The organism is Bacillus sp. B19-2, assembly GCF_022832475.1.
GTDB classification, from domain to species: Bacteria; Bacillota; Bacilli; order Bacillales; family Bacillaceae; genus Bacillus; species Bacillus paralicheniformis.
Genome location: NZ_JALHKQ010000004.1, coordinates 123,475 through 149,498 on the forward strand (window position 1 = coordinate 123,475; position 26,024 = coordinate 149,498).

14 protein-coding genes and 1 riboswitch are annotated in these 26,024 nt (G+C 48.5%); of the genes, 4 read left to right on the plus strand and 10 right to left on the minus strand.

Going from position 1 to position 26,024, the window contains the following annotated elements:
* Positions 1–15 precede the first annotated feature (15 nt).
* The 7 genes from licA to MST20_RS16670 all read right to left on the minus strand — a co-directional run bounded on the left by licA (position 16) and on the right by MST20_RS16670 (position 19,410).
* Entirely contained in the window at positions 16–10,764 is a 10,749-nt protein-coding gene (licA, locus tag MST20_RS16640) for a lichenysin non-ribosomal peptide synthetase LicA (protein ID WP_243943591.1), read from the minus strand.
* Between the two features lie 183 nt (positions 10,765–10,947).
* Positions 10,948–11,034, minus strand: a riboswitch (cyclic di-GMP riboswitch).
* 453 nt (positions 11,035–11,487) lie between these two features.
* Complete coding sequence (locus MST20_RS16645; RefSeq protein WP_243943593.1) at positions 11,488–12,300, minus strand: ABC transporter permease; 813 nt, start codon at positions 12,298–12,300, stop codon at positions 11,488–11,490.
* Entirely contained in the window at positions 12,293–13,159 is an 867-nt protein-coding gene (locus tag MST20_RS16650) for an ABC transporter permease (protein ID WP_243943595.1), read from the minus strand. The genes MST20_RS16645 and MST20_RS16650 overlap by 8 nt, the downstream gene beginning before the upstream one ends.
* A complete protein-coding gene (locus MST20_RS16655) occupies positions 13,146–14,264 on the minus strand; it encodes an ABC transporter ATP-binding protein (protein ID WP_243943597.1) in 1,119 nt (372 codons plus the stop codon). Before MST20_RS16655 ends, MST20_RS16650 begins: the two co-directional genes overlap by 14 nt.
* A gap of 9 nt (positions 14,265–14,273) precedes the next feature.
* The gene (locus tag MST20_RS16660) at positions 14,274–15,362 is read right to left on the minus strand and encodes an ABC transporter substrate-binding protein (protein ID WP_409365373.1); all 1,089 of its coding nucleotides are present in this window, start codon (positions 15,360–15,362) and stop codon (positions 14,274–14,276) included.
* Entirely contained in the window at positions 15,359–17,353 is a 1,995-nt protein-coding gene (locus MST20_RS16665; protein WP_243943601.1) for a hydantoinase B/oxoprolinase family protein, read from the minus strand. Before MST20_RS16665 ends, MST20_RS16660 begins: the two co-directional genes overlap by 4 nt.
* 2 nt (positions 17,354–17,355) lie before the next feature.
* Positions 17,356–19,410: a hydantoinase/oxoprolinase family protein gene (locus MST20_RS16670; protein WP_243943602.1), complete on the minus strand. Its 2,055-nt coding sequence runs from the start codon at positions 19,408–19,410 to the stop codon at positions 17,356–17,358.
* Between the two features lie 404 nt (positions 19,411–19,814).
* Between MST20_RS16670 and MST20_RS16675 the strand changes: the two genes are divergently transcribed.
* Together MST20_RS16675 and MST20_RS16680 are read left to right on the plus strand one after the other, a co-directional pair.
* Positions 19,815–20,555 (plus strand): ribonuclease YeeF family protein, encoded by a 741-nt coding sequence (locus tag MST20_RS16675; RefSeq protein WP_243943603.1) that lies wholly within the window; start codon positions 19,815–19,817, stop codon positions 20,553–20,555.
* Positions 20,556–20,672: 117 nt separating this feature from the next.
* Positions 20,673–22,376 carry a methyl-accepting chemotaxis protein gene (locus MST20_RS16680; protein ID WP_243943604.1) on the plus strand — a complete coding sequence of 568 codons (1,704 nt, stop codon included), beginning with the start codon at positions 20,673–20,675 and terminating at the stop codon, positions 22,374–22,376.
* 19 nt (positions 22,377–22,395) lie between these two features.
* Here the strand turns inward: MST20_RS16680 and MST20_RS16685 are convergent, their stop codons facing one another.
* Positions 22,396–23,199: a serine/threonine protein kinase gene (locus tag MST20_RS16685; RefSeq protein WP_243943605.1), complete on the minus strand. Its 804-nt coding sequence runs from the start codon at positions 23,197–23,199 to the stop codon at positions 22,396–22,398.
* A gap of 4 nt (positions 23,200–23,203) precedes the next feature.
* Entirely contained in the window at positions 23,204–23,407 is a 204-nt protein-coding gene (locus MST20_RS16690) for a hypothetical protein (protein WP_125897646.1), read from the minus strand.
* Positions 23,408–23,674: 267 nt separating this feature from the next.
* Here MST20_RS16690 and MST20_RS16695 point away from each other — a divergent pair, with 267 nt between their 5' ends.
* Together MST20_RS16695 and MST20_RS16700 are read left to right on the plus strand one after the other, a co-directional pair.
* Entirely contained in the window at positions 23,675–24,121 is a 447-nt protein-coding gene (locus tag MST20_RS16695) for a NucA/NucB deoxyribonuclease domain-containing protein (protein ID WP_243943606.1), read from the plus strand.
* A gap of 17 nt (positions 24,122–24,138) precedes the next feature.
* On the plus strand, positions 24,139–24,537 hold the full coding sequence (locus MST20_RS16700) for a competence protein ComJ (protein WP_243943607.1): 399 nt from the start codon (positions 24,139–24,141) through the stop codon (positions 24,535–24,537).
* Positions 24,538–24,577: 40 nt separating this feature from the next.
* Here MST20_RS16700 and MST20_RS16705 read toward each other — a convergent pair whose 3' ends face one another.
* The gene (locus MST20_RS16705) at positions 24,578–26,014 is read right to left on the minus strand and encodes a glycoside hydrolase family 1 protein (RefSeq protein WP_243943609.1); all 1,437 of its coding nucleotides are present in this window, start codon (positions 26,012–26,014) and stop codon (positions 24,578–24,580) included.
* Between the last annotated feature and the right edge of the window lie 10 nt (positions 26,015–26,024).

The window sequence follows — 26,024 nt, forward strand, 5'->3', positions numbered from 1 at the left end:
CACCTCGTTTTTTTGTTAGAAAATTTCCATCAGTTTATCTAATTCTTCAAGCGTTAGTTCGTCATCTCCAAGATCGCTCGGGGTCAGTTCGCCTCCATCCCGCTCTAAGCAATGATCGATCAATTGCAGCAAATAAGTTTTAAAGCTTGCGGCGACAGCGGTGACGGTGCTTTCTTTATATTCGAGTGAATGATAGGCGATTGACATTGTCAAAATGCCGTTTTCGATATAGCCGACGATGTCTAGCGCATTCGGTTTTTCCGTTTCCGGGCTGAGCGGATCGCCGGACGGCAAAGCTGATCTCGTGAACAGGCCCGAATCCGCCATCTCTGTAAACTGGCCCAAATAGTTGAAGCTGATATCATGCTTGATCGGCTGCGCCTTTTTGCCTTCTTCGGTCAAATAACGATAAATGCCATAGCCGATTCCTTTATTCGGAATGTGACGCAATTCTTCTTTGGTCTGTTTGATTTGATAGCCGATATCCCCGGAATGGCGCATTTGAATCAGCGCCGGGAACTGGCTTGTAAACCAGCCGACCGTCCGGGAAACATTCAAGCCGTCTATGATGTCCTCCCGGCCGTGTCCCTCTAAGCAGATGATAAAGTCTTCCTGCCCCGTCCACTCTTTCATTGCCAAGCCCAACGCCGTAAGCAAAATGTCGTTCATTTCCGTGTTATATGCTTCATGAACTTTTGTCATCAACTGTTCCGTTTCTTCTTTTGAAAGAGAAAACTCAGCCGTTTTCGTATGACGCATCCGCTTGTCCTCTGCTTCATCGTCTTTCGGGAGCGCTGCCGTCTCCGCCTGTTCGATTTCCTGCCAATAGCCGATTTCTTTTGCGAAAGCTTTTGACCCTGCGTATTCTTTTAGGCGAGCCGCATATTCAGCGAAAGAGTGCGTCTTGTCTTGAAGAATGATCGGCTCCCCTTTTTCAGCCTGGGCGTACCCGGCAGCGAAATCCTCAAGGAGGATTCTCCATGAGATTCCGTCCACAACGAGATGATGAATGACGATGAGAAGATGATCGCCTTGATCCGTTTTAAAGATCGCCGCTTTCAAAAGCGGGCCATCGGTTAAATCGATACTGCTTTGAATCCGGTTTGATGCCTTCAACACGGCAGCTTCAAGTTCAGCGCCAGATTCATTGAAGCGGATGACTTCAGGGCGAACCGCTGTTTCTTCTAGCCCTCTGTTGTACTGAACAATCCCGTCTCCATTTCGCTGATAAATCATGCGAAGTGCGTCATGATGTTCGATCAGCTTGCTTAAAGCCTTACCTGCCGTTTCCGGATCGAATCCTGTTAAAGCGTGAAGCATGACCGACTGATTCCAGTGATGCTCGTTCGTAAATCGGCGCTCAAAGAACCAGCGCTGGATCGGCGTCAGTGTGACTTCGCCTTCGACAGGGTTCTGATCGATCGGCTGATCGTCAGCCGCTTGAACATAAGCACTGATCTCTCCGATCGTCGGATGCTGAAACAAGTCTTTCATCTCCAGCTTCCACCCGTGCTGCTGAAGGCGGCTTGCCATTTGAATTCCTTTGATCGAATCTCCGCCGAGCGCGAAGAAATTGTCTGTGATCCCGATTCGGTCCAGACCGAGAACCTCCTGCCAAATATCGGCCAACAGCTGTTCCGTTTCCGTGCCCGGCGCTTTGTATTCGGCTGTCTGCGCTTCGACGTCAGGTTGAGGCAGCGCCCTTCGGTCGACTTTTCCGTTCGCCGTAACCGGAAGCTCATCAAGCTGCACCCAGAATGCCGGTACCATATAATCCGGGAGCGTCTGTGCCAGCTTGCGGGCGAGGCTTTCCGGATCAAGTTGTTGATTCGCAACGACATAGCCGCACAGCGCTTTGTTGCCGCAGGCGTCTTCGATGTCGGTGACGACGGCTTCCTGCACTTCAGAGAGGCGCGCGAGCTGGACTTCGATTTCAGAAAGCTCGATCCGGAAGCCGCGGATTTTCACCTGCTGGTCGATCCGGCCGATGTACTCAAGCCGCCCGTCTTCCAGCCATTTGACCGCATCCCCCGTCCGGTACATTCGCTCGCCCGGCACAAACGGGTCTTCCGTAAAACGCTTCGCCGTTTCCTCCGGCTTGTTCAAGTAGCCGCGCGCAAGCCCGCGGCCGGCGATGCACAGCTCGCCCGCGACGCCGACAGGCTGAACTTCGTTGTTTTGTCCAAGCACATACGCCCGCGTATTGGCGATCGGCTTTCCGATCGAAAGCATTTCTTCATCAGGGGCAATCGCCGCGCTCGTCGCAACGACCGTGTTCTCCGTCGGCCCATAGTTGTTGACGAGCGTGTAGGAGCGTTTTGCGATCCGTTTCAGCTTGTCTCCGCCCGTAAGCAGCACGCGCAGCGACTGGTTGTCGAGCTCCATGAACTGTTCGCACAGCTGTGTCGGCAGGAACGTGATCGTAATCTTGTTCTCTTCGAAGTATTCGTTCAAGCGCGTCATATCCATCCGGATCGCTTCATCGATGATGTGAAGCTCCGCTCCGGCGATCCAGTACGGGAACATTTCCCAGACGGAAGCATCAAAGCCAAAGCCGGCGTATTTCGCGCTTTTGTCCTCTTCAGTGACCGCAAATACATCATGATGCCAATAACACAAGTTCACGAGCGACTGGTGTTCGACCATGACGCCTTTCGGCTGGCCGGTCGTGCCCGATGTGTAGATTAAGTATGCTAGGTTGGCAGGCTGTGTACCTGCCTGCGGGTTCACTTCATCTTCTTTTGTGATTTCTTCGCTCAGCATCGAATCGAGAAAAAGTGTTTCACCGCTGAATTCTTCAGGTGCGGCTAAGTTTGTTTGCGTCAAAAGCAGCTCTGCGCCGCTGTCTTTCAGCACGTATCCGATCCGCTCGGCCGGATAGCTAGGATCGATCGGCACATAGGCCGCTCCCGCTTTTAAAATTGCGAGCACGCCAGCGGCCATTTCAATCGAAGGCTTGACCATGATCCCGACCCGCTGTTCAGGACGGGCCCCTTTTTCGATCAGCAGCCGGGCCAGACGGTTCGCACGCGCGTTCAGCTCTTTGTACGTCCACGCCACGCCGCTGTAAACCGCTGCCCCGCGGTCTGGCGTGCGGAGGACTTGTGCTTCGAACAGCTCATGGACTGTTTTGTCCTGCGGCACAGCAAGCTTCGTCTCATTCCATTTTTGGACGATCCGCCGTTTTTCCGCTTCATCCAGAAGCGAAAGCTCTGAAAGGCGGGCATCCGGATTTTCGGCAACCGCTTCGAGCAGATTGACCCAGTACCCGCTCCAGCGCTCGATCGATTCATGCTTAAAGAGAGCTGTATTGTATTCCATTTCAAAAACGAGAAGTCCGTCCTCTTCCGCCGCTGTCAGCGTCAGATCAAACTTCGCGGTCTGATGGGCAAAATCATACGGCTTGAGTGTGATCCCTTCCATTGACAAGTCTTTCAAATCGGCATTTCGCATTGAAAAGACGGCATCAAATAACGGGTTTCGGCTCATGTCGCGCTGGATGTTCAGCTTCTCAATGAGTTCTTCAAACGGGTAATCTTGATGCTCAAACGCGCCGAGCGTCGTTTCTTTCACTTCCTCAAGGAACGCAGAAAACGGCTTGTCTCCTTCAGGACGCGTTCTTATCGCAAGCGTATTGACAAACATGCCGATGATACGGCTCAAATCAGCATGCGGCCGCCCGGCAGCCGGAGAGCCGACAATGACCTCGCTCTGTCCGCTCAGTTTCGATAAAAGCGCACTGTATGAGGCAGCGAGCACCATGTATAAAGTGCTTTCCGTTTCCTTGGCCAGTTTTCTCAGCTGCTGGACAAGCTCCGGTTTCAGCGCAAAGCTGAGACGGCTTCCTTCAAACGTTTGAACAGAAGGACGCGGATAATCTGTCGGAAGCGTCAAAACAGGCAGTTCGCCGTCCAGCTCTTTGAGCCAGTATTCCTCCTGCATTTTGTGCCGTTCTGTCAGCAGGTGCTGCTGCCATACAGAAAAGTCTTTATACTGAATCCTCAGCGGTTCAAGCGCCTCTCCCGCATAAAGCCTTGTCATCTCGTCGATTAGGACGCTGACGGAAGCGCCGTCTGAAATGATATGATGCATATCCACAAGCAAAAGATGTTTTTCTCCTGTGAAACGTATAATGCTCATTCTAAATAACGGAGCCTTTGTTAAATCAAACGGCCTGATGAACTCTTCAATCAGCTTTTCCGCTTCTTGCTCATCTGCATCGATGACATCAATGGTCAATTCCGCAGCATCCGAAATCCGCTGAACAGGTTCGTCGTCCCTGATTTCAAACGTGGTGCGGAATGCTTCATGGCGCTTGATCAGCATTTGCGCGGCAGACTCGAGGCGCTTCAGGTCAAGCTTCCCTTCAAGCTGGAGAACGGCCGGCATGTGATAGCTTTTCTCTGCGCCTTCAATCTGCTGAAGGACGTACAGCCGTTTTTGCGCCGAAGATACCGGGTACGTTTCCCGGTCCGGCACCGCTTCAATATAAACGGCTGATTTTTTCTCAGCTTTTGCCGCAGCCTGCGCCAGTGTTTCGATTGTCGGCGCCTGGAACAAATCTTTCAGCTGCAGATCAACATTCATCTCTTGCTGGATGCGGGCAATGAGCGTCATCCCGATTAAAGAGTGTCCGCCAAGTTCAAAGAAATTGTCATGCACACCGATTTTCGGTACATTGAGCACTTCCTGCCAAAGATCGGCAAGCTGTGCTTCTGTTCGGCTCCTTGGCGCCGTATATTCCTTTTGCGCTGCCTGCGCGACATCCGGCTCAGGCAGCGCCCTTCTGTCGACCTTTCCATTGCCTGTGAGCGGAAGCTCCTGCAGCTGCATAAACACGGACGGAATCATGTAGCCCGGCAGACCTTCTGCCGCATGTCGGCGAAGCTCTTCACTCGAAAGCTCCTGATCGGCCGTAAAGTAAGCACAGATCATTTGATCTCCCACCCCGGTGTCAACAGCAAGAACAGCGGCTTCCTGAATCATGTCATGCGTCAGGAGATGGTGCTCGATTTCACCGAGCTCGATCCTCTGTCCGCGAATTTTGACCTGATGATCAATCCGGCCGATAAATTCAAGGCATCCATCGGCAAGCCATCTCGCCATATCACCCGTCCGGTAAATCTTCTCACCGGTTTTGAACGGATGTTCCGTAAACTTTTCAGCCGTAAGTTCCGGGCGGTTAAAATAACCGCGGACGAGGCCGCCTCCGCCGACGCATAATTCTCCCGCAACCCCTGTCGGCTGTACATTGCCGAATGAATCAAGAATCAGAACCTCCGTATTGCTGACTGGCTTCCCGATTGGTATAGCCTGCGCGTCGTCCGGTACTTCGTTGACTGGGTGATAGGTTGTAAAAACAGTGCTCTCAGACGGGCCGTACATATGAAGCAGCCGTCCTTTGCCAACTGTGTTCAGAGCTCTTCTGACATGATCGACAGACGCACGTTCGCCGCCGAACAGAACCCTGCGGAGTCCCTTCAAACTGTCCGGCCGCATGTCTGTCAACAGATTGAATAATGCGGTCGTGATCATTAAGACGGTAACCTTTTCTTTTTCCAGTACATGTGCGAGCCGGCTCATATCAAGAATCGTGTCTTTTGGAGCTATCACCAGCTTGGCGCCGTTCAGCAATGAACCGAACACATCAAACATAAAGGCGTCAAACACATAATTTGAAATCGAAAGAACGATATCGGATGTCATCACATCCAAGTAATTCGTGTTTTTTACCGTACGCAATATATTCCGGTGAGAGACCATATTGCCTTTAGGCGTCCCTGTCGTTCCGGATGTATACGTTAGATTTGCCATTGCTTCCGGTGAAATCCGAAGCCGCAAATCAGACGCATCTCCCAGATAAAGGTGTTCATCCTCAAGAAATAGGATGTCGCCGCTAAATTCGGCCGCCTCAGCGAGCGGCTTCATCACCTTTTGCGTTAAAAGAACCGCCGCTCCGCTGTCCTTGAAGAAATGTTGCATGCGTTTTTCCGGATGATCCGGATCGATCGGCACATAAGCCCCGCCGGCTTTCAGCACAGCGAGAATGCCGATAACCATTTTAGCCGACCTGGCGGTAAGAATGGCTGCTGTCGTGCCGGCCTGCACACCTCTTTCGCGGAGGCACCTCGCCAATTGGTTCGCTTTCCGATTGAGCTCACCGTAGGACCATACTTTGTCTTCAAATTGCAGGGCGGGATGTCCGCCTCTTTCTGCCGCCTGTTCCTCAAATAGCTGAACGATCGTTTTCTCCCGCGGATAATCGCTTGCCGCGGGGTTGAACTCGACGAGCTGACGATTCGTTTCCTCTTCTGTCAAAAGGCTGTACTCGCCGATCCTGCGGAGCGGATCAGCCGTCATGCCGTCCAGAAGGTGCAAATACGCTTTCAGCATCCTTTCAGCCGTATCTTTTTTAAACAGCTTCGTACTGTAATCCAAATCAAGAATCAATTGTCCCTGCTCTTCTTTTGCCTGCAGCGTCAGGTCGAACTTTGCAATATTGAAGTTCGTTTCATAAATCGAGAGGTGCAAATCGCCGAGCATCGGAATGTCTTCCCATGCATTTTGCAAAATAAACATCGTGTCAAAGACGGGATGACGGCTTAAATCGCGCGATGCACCAACCTTTTCCGCTAGCCGCTCAAACGGATAATCCTGATGCTCAAAAGCGTCGATTACCGTTTTCTTTACATCGTGCAGGAAGTCTCTTAACGTTCTGCCCGGCTCCACTTTTGAACGGATCGCCAGCGTATTGACAAACATGCCGATGATCCCTTCCAGATCGGAATGTCTGCGGCCGGCCGCCGGCGTCCCGACGATCACATCTTCCTGCCCGGAGTACTTTGCTAGCAGCATGTTGTATGCGGCCAGCATGACCATGTACAATGTCGCGCCGTTTTGCTCTGCCAGCACGGCTAATTTTTCTTTCATGTCTTTTGGCAGGACTGCGGATACCCTGTCTCCTTCAAAGCTTTGAACAGACGGCCTCGGCTCATCCGTTATCAGCTGCAGTACGGGAAGCTCGCCGGCAAACACGCTTTGCCAATAAGCTTCTTCTTTTTGAAAACCTTCTTGTGCCTGTGTCCTTTGCCAGAAGGCATAATCTTTGTAATGCAAATTCGGCTCCGGCAGTTCTTCCCCTTTATACAGCGCCGCCAGCTCATTCAATATGATCGAAATCGACACGCCGTCAGACACAAGATGATGCATATCGAACAACAACAAATGTCTGCCGTCTGCGAGACGGACGAGACCGGCTCTCATCAGCGGAGCTTTGGCGAGATCAAAGCGGCGGACAAAAGATTTTGCCATTTGTTCGATCGGCTTCCCATCTGCTTCAACCTTCTCAATCTTGAATTGAACCCTTTGATGAATGTTCTGTCTCGGCTCGCCATCGACAACTGTAAACGAAGTCCGCAGCGCCTCATGCCTATCAATCAGTTTTTGAAAAGCAGCTTCAAGGCGCTGAACATCGAGGGTGCCCTCAAGCATCGCCGCGGCCGGCATATTATAGCCGACTCCGGCATCCTCCAGCTGGCTGACGATATAGATTCGCTGCTGCGCCAATGAGAGAGGATAATCGTCACTTTCCGGCGCCGGTTCAATTACCGTGTATCCGTCTTTCTCCGCTTCAGAAACAAAGCCGCTTAACGCCGCCACTGTCGGTTTTTCAAATAGGACTTGCAACGGAACCTCGACACCGAAAGATTTGTGAATTTTTGCCAGAATGGCCATCGCTTTGAGAGAATGGCCGCCCAGTTCAAAAAACTGGTCGTTGATTCCGACTTGTTCAGCTCCGAGCACTTCCTGCCATATACCCACCATTTTTTCTTCACATTCATTTCTCGGCGCCGCATACTCTGCAGTCCCGCTGACAGAGACTTCATGGCGAAGCAGCGCTTTCCGGTCGACTTTGCCGCTTCCCGTCAGCGGTATTTCATCAAGCTCGACAAAGCGGGAAGGTATCATATAGTCAGGCAGATGCTTGGATAAATACTCCCTCAGCCTCTGAATATGAATCTCTCCGCCTTGTTTCGGAACGACATAAGCGCAAACCTCAAGGCTGCCGCCTGTTTCAGGCCGCGCGAGGACAACTGCTCTTCCGACAGCAGGGGATCCTTGCAGCACCGACTCTATCTCGCCAAGCTCGATCCGGTAGCCGCGGATTTTCACTTGATCGTCTTTTCGGCCGATAAAATCAACCGTACCGTCAGGAAGCCAACGTACAGCATCCCCTGTTCGATACATGAAACCTCCGGGGACAAACGGGTCTTCCAAGAACTTGTCTCTGGTCATGTCAGGCAAGTTCAAGTAGCCTCGGCCGACCCCGTCTCCTGCAATATACAATTCCCCTTCGACCCCATCAGGAAGGAGTGCACCGTTTTCATCCAAAATATAAAAACGGTTGTTTCCAATCGGCCGGCCGATCGGGACATAGGCCGTATCGCCTTGAAGGTCTGCGCGGTTTGTAACCGTAAAAGAAGAAGCATCCACACAAGTTTCAGTCGGGCCGTAAACATTCGTAACAGCAGGCACGGATTCAGCTGTTTCTGCAAATAATTGAAGCAGCCTTTCCGTTGCGACCCTTGATAAAGCCTCTCCTCCAACAAGCATATGCCTCAGTTTGACGCCTGTAAGATCATCGGCCGCAGACAAAAGCTGCAAATGAGCCGGCGTACCGTCTGTCACATCGATTTGATGACGGCGGTAATAATCCGATAAAGCGCGTCCGTCGGAAACCGTCTTTTTCGGCACGATGTACAACGTCTGGCCGAGCAATAGAGACGTAAAAATCTGCTGAACGGAAGCATCAAAATGAAACGGAGCCAGAAGGGCCAGTTTCAAATCATCCTGATCATATGTACCAACGGCCTGCTGAAGCCCTCTTACAAGGTGGTGAACCTGCCTGTGTTCAATCATGACGCCTTTTGGACGGCCCGTTGTCCCGGAAGTATAAATGATATATGCAAGGTGCCCGGCGCCTGCCTCTGAAGACGGATGACCGTTTTCCCGCGATTCAGAAAGCGCTTCGCTGAACCGCACCGTTTCGGCCGTTTCAAAAGTCAGCCCGCTGTCTGTGATAACCGCTTTGACCTTTGAATCCTCCAGCATGAAGCGAATTCTTTCTTCCGGAAATCCGGGATCGATCGGTACATAAGCTCCGCCAGCTTTCAAAATGCCCAGCATCGCCGTGATAACCCGCTCTGACCGCTCCATCACTATCGCAGCCGGAGCGTCAGGTCCGATGCCTCTTCTCCGAAGCGCCCTTGCCAGACGATTTGATTGTTCATTCAGCTCGCGGTACGAAAGTTTTTGTCCTTCATATACAACCGCTGTTTTTTCGGGATGATCGGCTGCTTTTTGTTCGAATAAACCGTGCAGGGTCATGTTCTTGTCATATGCGATGGTTTGGCTTGATGCACGCTTTAACAGCCGCTCTTTTTCAAAAGCGGGAACAAGCTCCAATTCGGCAATTGTTTTTTGCGGAAACAACAGGGCATCTTCAAGCAGCGTCATCAGCCGTTCATATAAAACGGCCATTTCTTCACAGGTAAAAAGCTCCTCCCTGTAATCAAAATCAATCGCAAGCGCCCCGGTGTCCCATCTCTCTTTCACGTGAATAGAAATATCGTTGATTTCACTACCGCTGAAAATCGGCTCGGTAAGAAATGACAAGGTTTCTTTCCGCTGCCATTGCATAACTTGATATTCCAGTGAGACGGAGAACAATTTGCTGACATGCGGCTGTCTTTCCCGCAAATCATTAATCAGCAGATTGTACGGATACTTTTGATGCCGAATGATCTTCAGCTGATCTTTCATTCTTTCCTGCACAAATGCACTAAAGTCCTGGTGTACATCAATGGAGGCTTTCATCGGAATCGTCGACACAAACATCCCGAGCATCTGTTTTTCTTTTGCATTTGTCCGGTTACCCATAAATGTGCCGAGAACGACGTCTTTTTGTCCGGTTACCCGATGCATATAGATGTGCAAAATCGATAAGAACAGGGAGAGGACACTTATGTTGTGTTCCTTACAATACGTTTGAATTTTTTTATACAGGGCGGGGGAAACCTCTTTTGAAAAGCGGGCTGCATCCAATTGGATCTGATACGTATCGCTCGACTTTAACGATACGGGCTCCGGGATCACTTCATATTGTGCGTTCCAATATGCTTTATCCTTCTGGAACCGCTTCGAATTTTCATACTCCAACTCACTTTGAATATGTTCCGTAAACGATGACTGAACAGGTTCGAGGCCGGTTTCCCCTTTGGCAAGCTTCAAATAAATGTCTGTAATGCGGTTGCCCAAGATCGTCATGGAAATACCGTCAGAAATGATATGATGAACTTTTGCAAAAAACCAGCTTTCTTCTTCACTGATGCGAACGACGGCAAATTTAAACAGCGGACTTTCATACAAAGGCAGGGGCCGGCGCGCTTCAGCTTGTCCCCATTTAAGAACGCCGTCTGCTCCTCCGCTTTCTGAAGTGTCAAAATATTCAATCTGGAAAGGTTCGTCTTCCGCTATATATTGCTTCGGCTCATCTTCTCCTTCAAACATCAGCCTGAATCGCATGGTTTCATTCGTACGAACAAACTGGCGAATGGCTTCAGTCAATAACCCGGAATCGATTCCCGAGGCAGATTTTAATTTTCCAAAGCCGCTCAAATTTGAAACACTTGTGCCGGGATAGAACTTTTCCGTGTACCAAATTCTCCTTTGAGCATGTGTCAGCGGGTAAAATGTGTTTCCCATTCTTTATTCCTCCTTTATCTCTTGCTATGTATGACGATGCGAACAGCCAAGCCGCAATGCAATGTTGCGGTATTGCGATGAGCGAAAAACGCTGTCACAGATTTGTCATTTCCAATAAAACATTATATTGGAAATAAAAAGAAAAGAGCCCACCCGAATAAAAACGGGCGAACTCCCTGTTTATTCGGCAACCTGTCAACCGTAGCACCGTCAGTACCTTAGGCCATGGCTTTGCGTCCCTGCGTTTCCGCAGGTTTGCCTTTATCTGCTTTTATTGATATAAATTCATTTTCTGCTCACAGTTCACTTTAAATGAAAATTTTGTTTTTTTCACCGAAAAATAGGTGAAAAGTTTCATGCGGGATGCCGAATGTCATCCATGAATGTTAATGCGCGATCCCGAAATCAATAAAAAAATATGCGGGAAAACGAAAAAAATCGCTTAATTCCGCAAAAAATTCCAAATCCTAGATAAAGAGTATATTAAAATATTAAAAAAACAGCCTTAAATCATGAAAATCCGTTAAGGCTCAGGCATTTCCTTTTACAATGTTCATTCAAATAAAACGTTTCTTTTACCCGGCCGTTTAAACTGACGAGAAAAGACAAACAGCTTGCAAAAACTTTGAAGCAGAACGAAAAATCGCTGAACTGTCTCATCCTAAACGGTATCTTGAAATACTTCCGGTGTTCCATACAAAAAAGCAGGCTGAGTTTCGCCTGCTACACGGTTTTTGAAAGCCCGATCGTCCGCTCGATGATGATCAGCGCGATCACTGAAACTGTGATAAAAATAACCGAAATCGCATTAACGCTCGGATCAAACGTCTGGTCAATATAGCTGAACGTGCGCACCGGTACAGGCGTGACAGCAGGTGAAGAAACAAACAGACTGATGGATACTTCCCCGAATGACGTCACAGCGGCAAACACGGCTCCCGCAATGATTCCCGGTTTAATGAGCGGCAAGGTAACATGAAAAAAGGTATACCAGGGACCTGCGCCGAGATTCATGGACGCCAGTTCAAGCTTCGGATCCACGTTCGCCATGCTGACGCCGACCGTCCGTAAGACATACGGAAGGCTGATCAGCATATGCCCGGCGGCCAGCCCGGCAAATGTGCCGTTTATCCCAAACATTGTCAATAAATAGAGAAATGACACGCCTAATGCGATTTGGGGAATCATCAACGGCGATAAAATAAAAGCCTGAATCGCCTGTTTTCCAGGAAAGTTCAGCCGCGCCAATGCATAGGCTGCAACTGTTCCAAGGATCACCGCAAGAGGCGTTACAACGAGGAGCAGCATACCGCTGACCCAAATCGATTCCATCCAGCCGCTGCTGCTGAAAACTCCGGCAAACCAGCGCAGCGAGACGCCTGATGGCGGGAACTTCGGATATTCGTCAGGGCTGAAAGCCGACAATATAATCACAAAAACAGGCAGCGCCAAAAAAAGGTATACCAATAAACCCGCCGCCCAAACACACGCATCAATCCACTTTCCCCCAGACAAACAGCGCAATCGTCTACCCATTTATTCTCGCCTCCCAACGCTTTTGGAAAAAGCCAAGGATTCCAATAACCACGCTGACAACGGCTAATAAAGTAATCGACATGGCCGCTGCAAGAGGAAGATGAAAGACTTGCATGACCTGCTGATAGATTGATAACGGCAGCAGCGGCTGCATCCTTCCGCCGACGAGAAGAGGCGTAATATAGCTTCCGGCCGAAAGGGAAAACACGATCATTGCTCCTGTCAGCAATCCTGGTACCGTCATCGGCAAGGTCACGAAAAAAAATGTCCGCAGCCTCCCCGCTCCAAGGCTCATCGAAGCAAATTTAAGATCCCGTTTCATTTCGCTTAAAGAACCGGCGAGCGGCAGCACAGCAAACGGCAGCATAACCTGGACATATGCGATGATGACGGCGTTCATATTCCATAAAAGCGGCACGGGCTTTTCAATCAGCTTCATGCTGATTAGCGCCTCATTGACGATCCCGTTTTGCGAAAGCAGCACAATCCAGGAAAACGTCCGAATGACAACACTGGTCAATAAAGGGGAAACAAGCAATATATAAAACAAAGCCCGCAGCCTGCCGGTTGGCGCCTTTACGAGTAAATATGCCGCCGGATACGCCATCACAAGGCATAATACAGTGGTCTTCAACGCCGTCCAAAGCGTTATACCGATTGTTTTCAAATAAATGTCCGAAGAGAACACTTCGACATATTGAGAAAAACTGTACGTATCGAGCGTATTCATCATAGCGTCCACGTCTCTGAAACTTAATAACAGCAGCAGAACAAGCGGCAACACGAGAAAAACGCCGAGAAATAAAAGGACGGGAACAAGCAAAACCCAATAAAACCGTTTTTGTTCAAGAGCACCCATCTGCATCCTCCTTTACATCCAGCGGAACAAAATCGTCCGGCTCCAAAGAAAGATACACTTGATCTCCCGCCTTCGGCAATCTTGGAAATTGAGGATCGGGCGCCTGAATGATCCATTCTCCTTTGAAAACAGCGGCTTTCAGCCTGAGAGCATGTCCGGCATAACTGACTTCTGTTATCGTTGCAGGCATTTCAATCAGCCTGTTCTTCAGCTTCTTGAAAGAGACTGAGATTCTCTCGGGCCGTACCATAAACAATACAGAGGATTTTTTCAATAGATTCCGGCTGATCTCAAAAGTCAGCGGAACACCTTCATATATTTCGAAATCGACCGCTTCATAGCCATAACCGCCTGATGAAGGCTGTATCTCCGACGCACGCGCTTTCAGCAAATTGACCTGTCCGATAAATTCGGCGACAAATTGATTAGCAGGCGTGCGGTACACGTCCAACGGAACGCCGAGCTGCTGAAGCCTGCCGCAGCCGAGGATTCCAATTCTGTCCGATAAGCTTAAAGCCTCCTCCTGATCGTGCGTCACTAAAATCGTTGTAATGCCGACGCGTTTTTGGATGCTGCGCAGCTCCGTCTGCATTTCTTTTCGAAGTTTCGCATCCAGGTTGCTCAGCGGCTCGTCTAGCAATAGCACAGACGGCTGAATCGCCAATGCCCGGGCAATCGCCACCCGCTGCTGCTGGCCCCCGCTCAGCTGACGGGGCATGCGATTAGCAAACGCTTCAAGCCTGACAAGAGCGAGACTTTCCATCACCCGTTCTTCAATCTTGCGGCGGGGCCATTTTCGAACTTTCAATCCGTATGCAACATTGTCAAATACGCTGAGATGCGGGAATAAAGCATAATCCTGAAAAACCATTCCGATATGTCGGTCGTATGGCGGCAAATCAGTTACATCTCGTCCTCCTATATATACAAACCCTGACGTCGGTTCAAGGAACCCGGCAATGATATGAAGGAGCGTTGACTTTCCGCAGCCGCTCGGACCGAGGAGAGAGAAAAATTCCCCTTCTTTGACTTCAAGCTGTACGTCTTCCAATGCGATGGTGTTTCCGAAATGCCGGCTGACATGCTGAATCTGAATTGCGCTCATGTTTGTCACCTATTTTCCGCCAAGTACTTGATTCCAGCGATTTGTCCAATCGCCCAGATCTTTTGCCGCTACTTCATAGTCAACCCATTTTAAATTCCTGTAATAGTCCTCCCCCACTTTAATCTTTCCTTTTAATTTATCGCTGTATTTCACTTTTTTATTGGCCATGCCGTAAAATGTTCTATCGGCAAAATCTCCTTGCACTTTTGGACTGAGCAGGTGATTTAACAGCTTGTATGCGTTATCCTGATTAGGGCTTCCTTTCATCAAAGCCCAGCTTGCAACGGCTGCGACGGCACCTTCCTCGGGGTATGCAAATCCCAGGTCAAGACCGGCATCCTGCAAAGAAAAAGCGCGTCCGTCCCAAAACGGGACAACCCATGCATCCCCGCGTTCCAAAAGCGTTTGTATCGAGCCCGGATTATCGGGATAGGCCGTTATGTTGTTCTTTAAATCCGCCAAACTGTTAAACGCTTTATCGACGTCTTTCCCATTTGACTCCAGGCCGCCCTGGGCATTGATTAATCCTACAAAAAACTGAAGTCCCGCCGAATAAGCCGGCGATGATATGGCCACATGACCTTTATAGCTGCTGTTCCAAAGATCCGTCCAGCGTTTAGGCTCCTGCGGTACAAGGTCCTTTCGGTAGACAATTCCGAGCTGCCCCATACTGAAACCGGCCGCATACTGCTTTCCATCATCAGTGAAGCGTTTCTGAACGGAATGATACAGATCGCGGACATTTGGAACCTTTTCCTGATCGATCGGCGCCAGCAATCCCGCCGACTGTGCCCTGTGAATTGTATCCGGCTGCAGGATTAAGAGATCATACGGAGCATTTCTGCCATTTGCAGCTTTGAGCTTTGTAAACCACTCAGAGTCTGTCCCTGCGACGACTTTGACCTTCAGCCCTGTTTCTTTTTCAAAAGATTCAAGGCTAGGCTTAATATGTTTTTCCCAATCGCCTCCATAGACGCCGATCACGACTGTATCTGATTGTTTGCTTTTCTGACTTCCGTTTCCGCCGCAGCCCGAAAGAAGGAGCACCGCTACAAGAGACAGAATAAATAAAGCAGAAATTTTACTTTTCATTGTCATCTCACCATTCCCGTGTTATTTTTGCCGGCCAGTTTTTCCACAGCGGCCGCAACGTCGCCTTTGCTGATCGGACCGTTATGTTCTTTTGAAAAATAACGGTGGACTAAATGTTTAACATGTGATCTTTGATGAGCCGGAAGCTGGCGCAGAAGCCGGGCCAATGTGCTGCTGGCTTCCTCTGTCCAGCACCGTTCGTATTCTTCTCTGGCAAGCCCGAAATCCCAATGTTTCCGAGGTTCGCCTGCTTTCTTTTTTCTGATTTCAGCTGTTTCTTGCAGATCAATAATGAAGGAGCCTGCCTCGTTTTCTTTTACAGCCGCGCCGTATTGGTGATAGGCCGCTTCCGGGCTCAGCAAGCCCGCTTCAACTTCTCTCAAAATCGATTCAGCTTCCCGGCTGTATGGATCTCCCCAGCCTCCGCCGCCAGGCGAATGAATGCTGATAACATCCCCTTTGTTGAGCTTTAGAACGTCGATCTTCGAAATCGTTTTCTCCTGAGGCTGCTCCGGATAAAGACGCACCCGTCCGAGCGCTCCTGCCGTTCCCCCGGCGAGCCCCCACGGATGAAATCGCATTCTCTCCATCCCTCTTGCGGTCACAATTGATTCTGGCGCCGCCGCTTCAAACTCCAGCCCGATTGCATGGCCGCCCCTGTGAAAACCGGCTCCGGCGGTATCTTTAATCAGTTCATAGCGGCGGACATGGATGTCAATGTGCTGTTCAAGGCTTTCAATCGGCGTATTTTTCAAAAATCCGGATGCATGATCAATACCGTCTGCTCCGTCCATGTCATGCTGGCCGCCGCCTCCGCCTCCCATCGGTTCGACCACCGACATCTTCCGGCCGCCCGTTGATTCGTCGGGAACCGACAGTACGACAATCGCTGACTGACCGGCACCTGCTGCAGGCACAGCTTTCGGAAGCGCCTTGCCCAAAGCGCCCAGTACGGCATTATAAAGTCTCATCGTAATCGAATGACGAATGCCGACGGCCGCTGGATATTCCGGATGAACGAGCGTACCTTTCGGAGCGATAACTTTGATCGGCCTTGTCAGTCCCCCGTTAACCGGAATATACGGGTCTTCACTTATGATAAAGTTGATCAGGCCCTGAAATAGAAAAGAATGTTTGCTTCCATTAGTGACAAGGTTAAATGCGGTTTTCACCTGGGGATCACAGTCTGAAAAGTCCAATGTGATTTCCCCTCCCGTGACGTTTGCCGTAACAGCCAAGCGGATCGGAACGTCAGAAATCATATCGTCATCAAGATAATCTGAAAAACTATATGTGCCTTCCGGAATCCCGCTGATCACCCGGCCGGCTCTCATCGCTGCTTGTTCGAGCAAATCATCCATTCCTTGTTGGACCGCTTCTTTTCCAAACTTGCCGACCATCTCTGTCAATCGGTTCTCCGCCGTATTGACCGCGGCCACCATCGCATGAATATCCCCTTCATTTAAGTCGGGAACCCTGCTGTTTGCCCGCAGCACATTCAATATATCGCGATTTTCTCTTCCCGCTTTGTAAATTCTTACCGGCGGTATTCTCAGGCCTTCCTGATGGATGTCTGTCGCTGTCGGCGAAATGCTTGCCGGAACAAGGCCGCCGACATCGCTGCAATGGACAAAACACCACGCATAACTGATGACCTCGCCCTCCATGAAAATCGGCTTCACCACATGTATATCAGGCAAGTGGGTCGCCAATCCGTCCGTTGTATAGGGATCGTTTGTGAGGATAATGTCTCCCGGTTCAAACGGGCCGCTTTCTTCGATGATCCGTTTTAATGAAAGCCCTAAAAAAATCGTGACGCCGACCGTTTTCGGATAAACAAAAAACTCCCCTTCCGGCGTCGCAAGCGCAGTAGCGAAATCGGCCGATTCTTTTACAAATGTGGTAAAGGACGTCCGTTCAATAACGTGTCCCATTCCCGCGGCTATCGCGTTAAAGTAGCTTCTCATCATTTCCAGCCGGGCAGGATCTGTGCGCATGGTCAGCTCTCCTTCCGTTCAATGATCAAATTTCCGGCATGATCGGTTTTTCCGCTCCAATTTGGCAAAATCAGCGTCGTTGTATCATCCTGCTCAACAATGGCCGGCCCATTTAATCTCTGTCCGCACCTTAAATCTGAACGTCGGTATACAGCGGCTTGATATATACCGCCTTTTATGATGATCTTTCTTTGGCTGACCGGTTCAGCTTCGGGCAGCTCACTTCGGCCTCCTTTTCCGCCTGGCGGCTTCGGTGTCTTGCCTATGATGCGGACGCGCATATTCATCAACTCAATGCTTGCTTTCTCATCGCTGTGTCCATATTGCTTTTCATGTAAGAGGTGAAAGGAGTCCGCGATTTCACGCGTGCTTTTGCCTTCCAGGTATTCCGGTGAAACAAGGAGCTCAATTTCGTATGCCTGACCTTTATAACGGGCATCAAGCAAGTAAAGAAGAGAGGTTTCCGTCAGCAACTCCGCCTGTTGTTTCCGCAGCCATGTTTCCGCTTGCTCTTGCAGCCTCACAAACTCTGCTTTTAACTCGGCCGTTTTTATTTGTTCAAGCAACACCTGTCTTGAACATACAGCATCATAAATAAAATCCGCCGTCAGTGCGCCTAAAGCGGACAAGGTTCCCGGATGCGGTGGGATCAGCACATTTTTGGCCTGAATTTCCTCAGCCAAAAAATTAGCCGTGACCGGTCCTGCGCCTCCAAAGGCCATGAGGCTGAATTCACGCGGGTCAAACCCGTTTTGCTCCATAACATTGCTTAGTTCCGTATACATATTGGCAAGCGCAACCTGAATCATCTTATCTGCGGCCCGCTCCACATCTGTGCCTAAATACTCGGCAACCGGGAGGAGCGCTTCTTCGGATCTTTCCCGGTACAGTTTCATATTTCCTGATGCAAATCGGTTTGGATTTAAATAATGACATATAAGAAACGCATCTGTAAGTGCGGCCTTTGTTCCTTTTCCGTAACAAGCCGGCCCCGGATCAGATCCAACTGACTCCGGTCCTACTTTCAGGAGACCGCCGCTGTCAATCCATGCCACCGATCCTCCGCCGGCACCGATCGAATACATCGCTACAGACGGAATCGGAATCGGAAATCCAGAGATTTGATTTGACTGTGTAAAAGTCGGCTCCCCTTCTTCAACAATCGAAATATCCGCGCTAGTTCCTCCGACATCAAATGTGATGATGTTCGCCTCTCCGGCGGCTTCCGCCGTTCTGATGGCTCCGATGACCCCTGCAGCCGGTCCGGAAAAAAGCGTTTTGACAGGTGCCTCGGCAGCCGATTCAATGTCCATCAGTCCTCCGTTAGACTGGGTGATAAACGGCTGCGCTGAAATTCCTTCCAGGGCAAGCCTCTCTTTCAACGTTCGAAAGTAGTGATGGACATTCGGTTTGATGTATAGGTTCGCGACGGCCATAACCGTCCGTTCGTATTCCCTCATTTGCGGCCAAAGCTCCGCAGACGTTGCCACCTCAAGCTCAGGTGCTATTTGTCTGATCCGTTCTGCAGCCTGGCGTTCATGAAGCGGATTCCGATAGCTGTGCAAAAAAGAAACAACGATTCCTTTCAAGCCTTTTCTTAAAACTTGTCCAACCGCCTCATCGATCTGTTCCATATGGAGCGGCAGCTTTTCAGAGCCGTCATAAAGCATTCTTTCTTGAATGGGAAATACGTTTTTCCGGGGAATAAGGGGCTCCGGCATTCTCGATCTAAAATCGTACGGTATCGGAAGCCGGAGGCGTTGAAGCGAAAGAATATCACGGAAACCTTCGGTTACGAATAAAGCAATATCAGCCCCTTTGCGTTGTAATAATGTGTTCAAACCGATTGTCATGCCGTGTACGAAGTGATGAATTTCTGAAGGGTGAACACCCTGGGTCTTCAAGAGAGCCAAGCCGTTGATGATCCCTTGAGCCGGATCTTCGGGAACGGTCGGCGTTTTAACTGCGGTCATGCTCCCGTCCGCCTGGTTTAACAATGTAAGATCGGTAAAAGTTCCTCCAATATCAATTCCAAGCCGGTAACCTTCTTCATTCAATCCCGATCCCCCCCTTTTAAAAATATCCTTTTTTTTAAATATTTTACTATCATACTAATCAAGCATGAGAAAGTAGTCAATTATGTTTAATTACAATATTCCGAGTCTTTTTTATTTAATATTTTATTTTAAGATACCATAAAATCACATTTTTAATTGTGTTGTTCACAGTATTTCATATTTTTGGTGTTCTGCTTTTCTTCGGTCCGACGACACAACCCCGCCATATAAAGGACTAATTAACCACTAAAACAAAAGTCTCCCATTACGACAAAAAGCCTAAAGAGCTTGAAAATTTGATCACAAAGATTCATTTTCATGGATATTCAGGATTTATTGCCCAATCCCCTGTGACAAAGTGGTACACTCTGTACTAAATAAGTCGCAGGAAGGGCAGATTTCCAATGAAAGTCTACGAAGCGGAAACCCTATTATCAGCTATGAAGCAAAGATCTGATGAATATAAAAACTTGAGAGAACAGCTCGTCAGCTTAAAAAAATCGTTAAACAGCGTCGCAGAACTTGATGAGTTCCAAGGAAAAGGCGCCGATGCCATTAAAGCGTTTTACAGAGACCAATCAGGGATCGTAGACGGCTGGCTGGATTTAGCTGATATGCAGATTCAGTTTCTGAACGGTGTATCTGCTGCTGCCGAAAATGCCGGACTTTCAGAGAACACATTCGTTGATGTTCAATTTCTTGAACAGGAGCTTGCAAATGTCCACATTCACTCTCAAAACATGGTCTCCGCACAGCAACAAGAACTGTCGAATATTTTAGGACAGATTGATGATTTAATATCGTTACAGCCGTTCTCATCCGATGAAATCAAACAGCAGCTCGATGCTGCAAACCAAAACAGAAAAGACACAATTAAAGCTGTCGAGGATCTTGACGGGCTGCTCAAAAGAGAATACTCGGCCTCTGAGCAAATTCAGCAAATGATCCAGACCGACTACTCCGCCTTGATCGACGCAACAGGAAAAGGGAAAAATGCATCTCCGCTAAACTACAATTCACATATCTATCAAAACAGCGAAGTCTACAAACTGAAACATCGGATGCATCAAGAGGCCAGAAGCTACATCGCAAATAAACAAAAACAGTATGAAACAGGAAAAGCCGAAAAAGCAGAGGAACATTAGGCTTTCAGATCGTCCAAAACTCCGTTTTCACAAACGGGGTTTTCTTTTTCATCTTGTCAAAACGCCCCCGTTTTAACCGATATTGTATATACAGGTGAAACAAAAGGGGGAAAAGCAGTGAAGAAAAAGCGATTTAAGCTGAAATTGGGGACAAAAATCAATCTTCTCGTGTTGGCCGTTATTTTGATCTTTTCGTCAGCACTCGGGATTTTCATTATCAAACAGCTTTCAAAAGAGTTAGAACAGATGGCGACAGAAAAAGCCAAAAGCGATTTGAAATTGAGCTACCGTTATTTGAATGAGTCTCTCGAAGGGGATTGGGAAGTGAAAGAAGACAGGCTCTACAAAGGTTCGACCCTGATCAACGGAAATGAAGAACTCGTCGATCAAATCGGCAATGATACGAAAGACACGGTTACCATCTTTCAATATGACACTCGCGTATCTACAAATGTGACTGTAGACGGAAAACGCGCTGTTGGAACGAAAGTGTCTTCGGAGGTAGCAAATGCGGTTTTAAAAGAAGGAAAAAACTTTTATGGAAAAGCTGATGTAGCGGGAAAAACATATCAAACGGCATATATGCCGATCAAGGACAAAAGCGGTGAAGTTATCGGCATCTTTTATACAGGGGCCAACCAGGATATGATCACAAGCACTCTTCAATCGTTCCTGAAAATTTTTGCTATCGTTCTGACTGCTTCAATCATCATCTCCATTTTGCTTGTCCTCATATTCACCAAAAGGATCAACAGAAGGCTCAGGAAGCTGACTCATGCTTTTGAACAGGCGGGCAGCGGCAACTTGACGACCGAGATCCAGGATGATTCGACAGATGAACTCGGCGACTTGTCACATCATTTCAATCAAATGAATGACAACTTAAACCGTCTGATGCAAAAAATTTCACAGTCGTCGCACAGTGTAGCTGCCGCTTCTGATCAATTGACATCTGGCGCTGAAGAAACAAGCCTTGCTTCTGAAAAAATCACCGAAGCCGTCCAGCATGTTGCAAGCTCGTCCGAAATGCAGACATCAGGGATAGCAGGCAGCAAACAAGCAATTGAGCAAGCTTCCGCCGATATTCAAAACATATCCGAAAACGCTGCGGTCCTTTCTGAGAAAAGCCAATACGCCCGCGAAAAAGCAAAACAGGGGGCAAAAGATATCTCCGAAACGATGCAGCAAATTCACACAATGCATCAATCGGTCCATGAAAGCGGAGAAATCATTGAAATGCTTAATACAAGATCACATGAAATCGGCAGCATTTCAAAAGCGATCACGGAGATTGCCGATCAAACCAACCTGCTCGCCTTAAACGCTTCAATAGAAGCTGCAAGAGCAGGAGAACACGGAAAAGGTTTCGCCGTCGTTGCGGAAGAAGTACGCAGTCTTGCTGAACAGTCGCAGCAATCAGCCAATCAAATCTCCCATCTCATTTCAGGGATTCAATCAGAAATCGCAACCACAACCGATTCAATCATGGCAGTGAAAACGGAAGCGGTCAACGGCGTCAAAATGATCGAACAGAACAAAAGAACGTTTGAATCTATTGTCGGCTTAATGGAAGAGTCCAGCGTAAGAAATTCCGACTTATCTTCCGCTGCCCAGCATATATCGCAAAGCATTCAAAACATCACAGCGTCATTTGCAGCAATCTCAAAAGAAGTCCAGGAAACATCAGATCATTCACAACAAGTCGCAGGTCTGACAGAAGAGCAGTTTGCGGCTATGCAAGAAGTCACCGCCTCTGCAAATGAACTCTCCAAACTGGCTGAAGATTTGCATCAGCTCATCGGGGAAGTCAAAATGAAATAGCAGGGAATAAAGGCTGCCGTTAAAACGGCAGCTTCTTCTTTTCCGGCGTACAGGAAGTCAAATCGCCGATAATCTCTTCTGCACGCTCATATGGGAGATCAATCTGCAGCATTTTCCGCAGAACAGATTTAAGCCAAGGCGATAGGCTGAGCTCTTCTTCCCAGCATTTTTCTTCCTGGCCGGACGGAGTAAACCCGGAGTACAGGAGAAACAATGCGAAATGCCCCAGCGCATAAAAGTCACTTTTGACTGAAACAGCACGCATCAGCCTTTTTTCCGGGTGCCGGTCATCAACACGTTCTCTTTCAGTCAGATGGCATGCCAGTCCGAAATCTATAATGCGGATCGTTCCTTCACTCACAATCAAATTGGGGATTCTCAAATCGCGGTGAATAATCCCTCTCCTGTGAAGAAGTGAAACGCTGTGAAGCACTTCCTTCAATATGCTGATCGTTTGCTGTTCATCAAAGACATGCCCATCATAAAAGAGCAAATCTTCAAACGTTTTTCCTTCGATATACTCCATTACGATAAACCGCTCGCCGTCCGTTTGAAGCACCTCATATATACGGGGCGCGGCAGGCAGATCCAATTCCCGCAAAATTTCAGCCTCGCGCTCGAAAGACCGCCGGCCGGCTGATGTCCATGCTTTTGTCTTTCTCTGCTGCTTGATGACGCGGAAACCGGCTCTCCCGAGTTCTTCGGCAAGATATGTGATGCCGTAGCTGCCCATCCCGAGAACACGGTTGATTCGATATCTCCCCTCCAAGACGGTTCCTTTTTTGAGCGGGCGGTCAAACAGCCATCTCATCAATGTTTTCACCGATTTAGCTGCTGCCGGTAAATTTCTTATGCTTTCTTTTGTAATGGTGATGACCGTACCCTTTTCTTTTATAATCACTGCTGCTGTATTTTTTGTATGATTTCCGTCCGTAATCACTGCTGCTGTATCGCCGGTTTTTACCGTTTTGAAGTGCCTTCAACAGCTTGCGAAGCAACTCGATCAGCTCCTTTTCTGTCTTATATTTCATATCATTCGCGCAAGAAAGCTTGATAAAGGGGGCTCGAAAGTTTTTCTTTCACATAAGAAAATTAGATTTTGAACATTTAAAACCTTCTAAACTGCCGTCAAAACAGTTAAAAAATCGATATGATAGACGGAAGCTCAGCTTTTCAAGAGGAAAAACCTATTAATCTCCCCTTTATTTCTCAAATCATTTTTACGATAATAAAGTTGTATTTACTTCCGGCCCGCTGCGGCCGAATGATTTAACTTAGAAGAAAGCAGGACAACAAGAATGGACAAGATTAAATCTTTGCTGATCACCTTGCTCGCCGTCGCCGTCGTGATCATCGGCATTATATCCGGCGACTTTTTCACTTCAGAACACCAGCCTTCAGGCCGGCAAAACGGCTCAAACTATGATGAAGTGCTGATTTTTCCGTCGGACCGCTATCCTGAAACAGGCGCACACATTCGAAAGGCCATCAAAAAAGGGCATTCCAAAATCTGCACGATCGACAGGGACGGAGCCGACGAACGCCGAAAGGAATCGTTAAAAGATGTTCCTTCCAAATCTGGCTATGACCGCGACGAGTGGCCGATGGCCATGTGCGAAGAAGGCGGAACAGGTGCTTCCGTCGAGTATATCAGTCCATCTGATAACCGCGGAGCAGGGTCTTGGGTGGGCAATCAGGTAAGCGATTATCCGGACGGTACGAAAATACTTTTCAAGATTAAATAACACTGGAGGTACGTTCTTTGATCAAAAAGTGGGAAGCACAAGAAATGACGATGTCATACCATCAGTTTACCGTTTATCAAAAAGGCGGAAAGCCGCCCGTTATGGATTGGACAGACGAGGATATTAAAAGAGGCTACACAACGGGAGAACACGCGGTCTCGTTTGAAGCTCTCGATAATACCTCATCTTTAGTAGAAGTCCGTTTGAATGTCCAGGAACAGGTTCCCTCCTTTAACAGGCGCGTCACCGTTTCTTTCGACGTGCTTCATGACGGGGTCGAAATTGCAAGCGTCCTATCCAAGAAATTGTCATGCGACATCCCGCAAGGCGTCTATCAGCTGACATGCTATACGATTATGCCTGATCAAAACGGCACTGCAAAGATCACCTATATTCTCGATTTTAAACAGGCCTGAACAAAGAATAAAGGCGCCGGTTTCATCCGGCGCCCTTCTCCTACAGCTCTTCCCCGTTTGTCTGAATGACATTTTGGTACCAGTAAAAGCTGTCTTTTTTAATCCTCTTCAAGTCCTTTACATTCTCTTCATCACGATTAATATAAACGAAACCGTATCTTTTCTGGTAGCCGTTCAGCCAGCTCAATAAATCTGTAAATGACCAGCTGCAGTAGCCGATTAAATCGACTCCGTCGTTTAAAGCCTGTCTGCACTGTTCAAGATGCGCACGCAAGTAGGCAATTCTGTAATCATCATGAATCGCGCCGTCATTTTCAACCTTATCGAATTCCCCCAGCCCGTTTTCCGTTATGAAAAGCGGAAGCCCATAGCGGCTGGAAATCCTGCGAAGCCCGATTCTTAGACCGATCGGGTCAATGGCCCAATCCCAATTCGATGTCTCAAGATGAGGATTCCTCTTTGTTTTGTATAAACCGGGCATACCTGTTTCCTGGTTGCTGCCCTTTTGGCCGGTCGTATTCATCTTTCCTTCCGATACCCCGTCTAGAGGATTCATTTCATATGTGATGGTTTGATAGTAATTCACACCGACAAAATCGGGTTTTCCTTTTACTAAAAGCTCCATATCCCCATCCTCAATTGTCGGCGCCCAGCCTTTTTCTTTCAAATATTTCAAAGGAATGCCCGGATATGTTCCCCGGCAATACACATCAAGCCACCAATAATTTGTAAATTCCTCGGCATTTTCGAAAGCGAGGATATCATCCGGACGGCTGGAGAGCGGATATGCAGGCGAATAAGCAAAACTCGGTCCTATTTTTCCATCGGGAACATACCGGCGAAAAGAATCGATTGCCTTTGCATTCGCAAGAAATGCAATATGGTTAGCCTCATAGAAGCGTTTCCTATCCTTCACACCCGGAGGATGCATCGCTGTGATAAAGCCGTGATTAAAATTGTAATTTTGCTCGTTAAGGGATACCCAATATTTGACCCTGTCCCCATACCGCTTATAGAGCGTAACGCAATACGCATTGAAATCCTCTATAATCCTTCTGGATTCAAAGCCGCCGTATTCATCCATTAAAGCTTGGGGAAGATCCCAGTGATAAAGCGTCAAAACAGGTTCAATATCATGAGCAAGGAGCTCATTAATCAAGTCATCGTAAAATTTCAAGCCCGCTTCATTGACTTCTCCCCTGCCCTGCGGAAAAATCCTCGGCCAGCTGACTGAAAAACGGTATGCTTTTAACCCCATCTCAGCCATTAAAGCAACATCTTCTTTAAAACGGTGGTAATGGTCGACCGCAATGTCTCCATTGCTTCCTTTAAACGTTTTTCCGGGAACCTTTGTGAACACATCCCAAACCGAGAGGCCTTTGCCGTCTTCCTTCCAGGCTCCTTCGATCTGATAGGCCGCTGAAGCTGATCCCCATAGGAAATGGTTTGGAAATGATCGTAATCGCTGATGAATCATATGGCTCAAC

What these genes read in the sequence shown, in the direction of transcription:
- licA (WP_243943591.1), bottom strand. Translation starts at nt 10,764, where the DNA reads ATGGGAAACACATTTTACCCGCTGACACATGCTCAAAGGAGAATTTGG.
- MST20_RS16705 (WP_243943609.1), bottom strand. Translation starts at nt 26,014, where the DNA reads ATGATTCATCAGCGATTACGATCATTTCCAAACCATTTCCTATGGGGA.
- MST20_RS16660 (WP_409365373.1), bottom strand. Translation starts at nt 15,362, where the DNA reads ATGACAATGAAAAGTAAAATTTCTGCTTTATTTATTCTGTCTCTTGTA.
- MST20_RS16675 (WP_243943603.1), top strand. Translation starts at nt 19,815, where the DNA reads ATGAAAGTCTACGAAGCGGAAACCCTATTATCAGCTATGAAGCAAAGA.
- MST20_RS16695 (WP_243943606.1), top strand. Translation starts at nt 23,675, where the DNA reads ATGGACAAGATTAAATCTTTGCTGATCACCTTGCTCGCCGTCGCCGTC.
- MST20_RS16655 (WP_243943597.1), bottom strand. Translation starts at nt 14,264, where the DNA reads ATGAGCGCAATTCAGATTCAGCATGTCAGCCGGCATTTCGGAAACACC.
- MST20_RS16665 (WP_243943601.1), bottom strand. Translation starts at nt 17,353, where the DNA reads ATGCGCACAGATCCTGCCCGGCTGGAAATGATGAGAAGCTACTTTAAC.
- MST20_RS16645 (WP_243943593.1), bottom strand. Translation starts at nt 12,300, where the DNA reads ATGGGTAGACGATTGCGCTGTTTGTCTGGGGGAAAGTGGATTGATGCG.
- MST20_RS16690 (WP_125897646.1), bottom strand. Translation starts at nt 23,407, where the DNA reads ATGAAATATAAGACAGAAAAGGAGCTGATCGAGTTGCTTCGCAAGCTG.
- MST20_RS16650 (WP_243943595.1), bottom strand. Translation starts at nt 13,159, where the DNA reads ATGGGTGCTCTTGAACAAAAACGGTTTTATTGGGTTTTGCTTGTTCCC.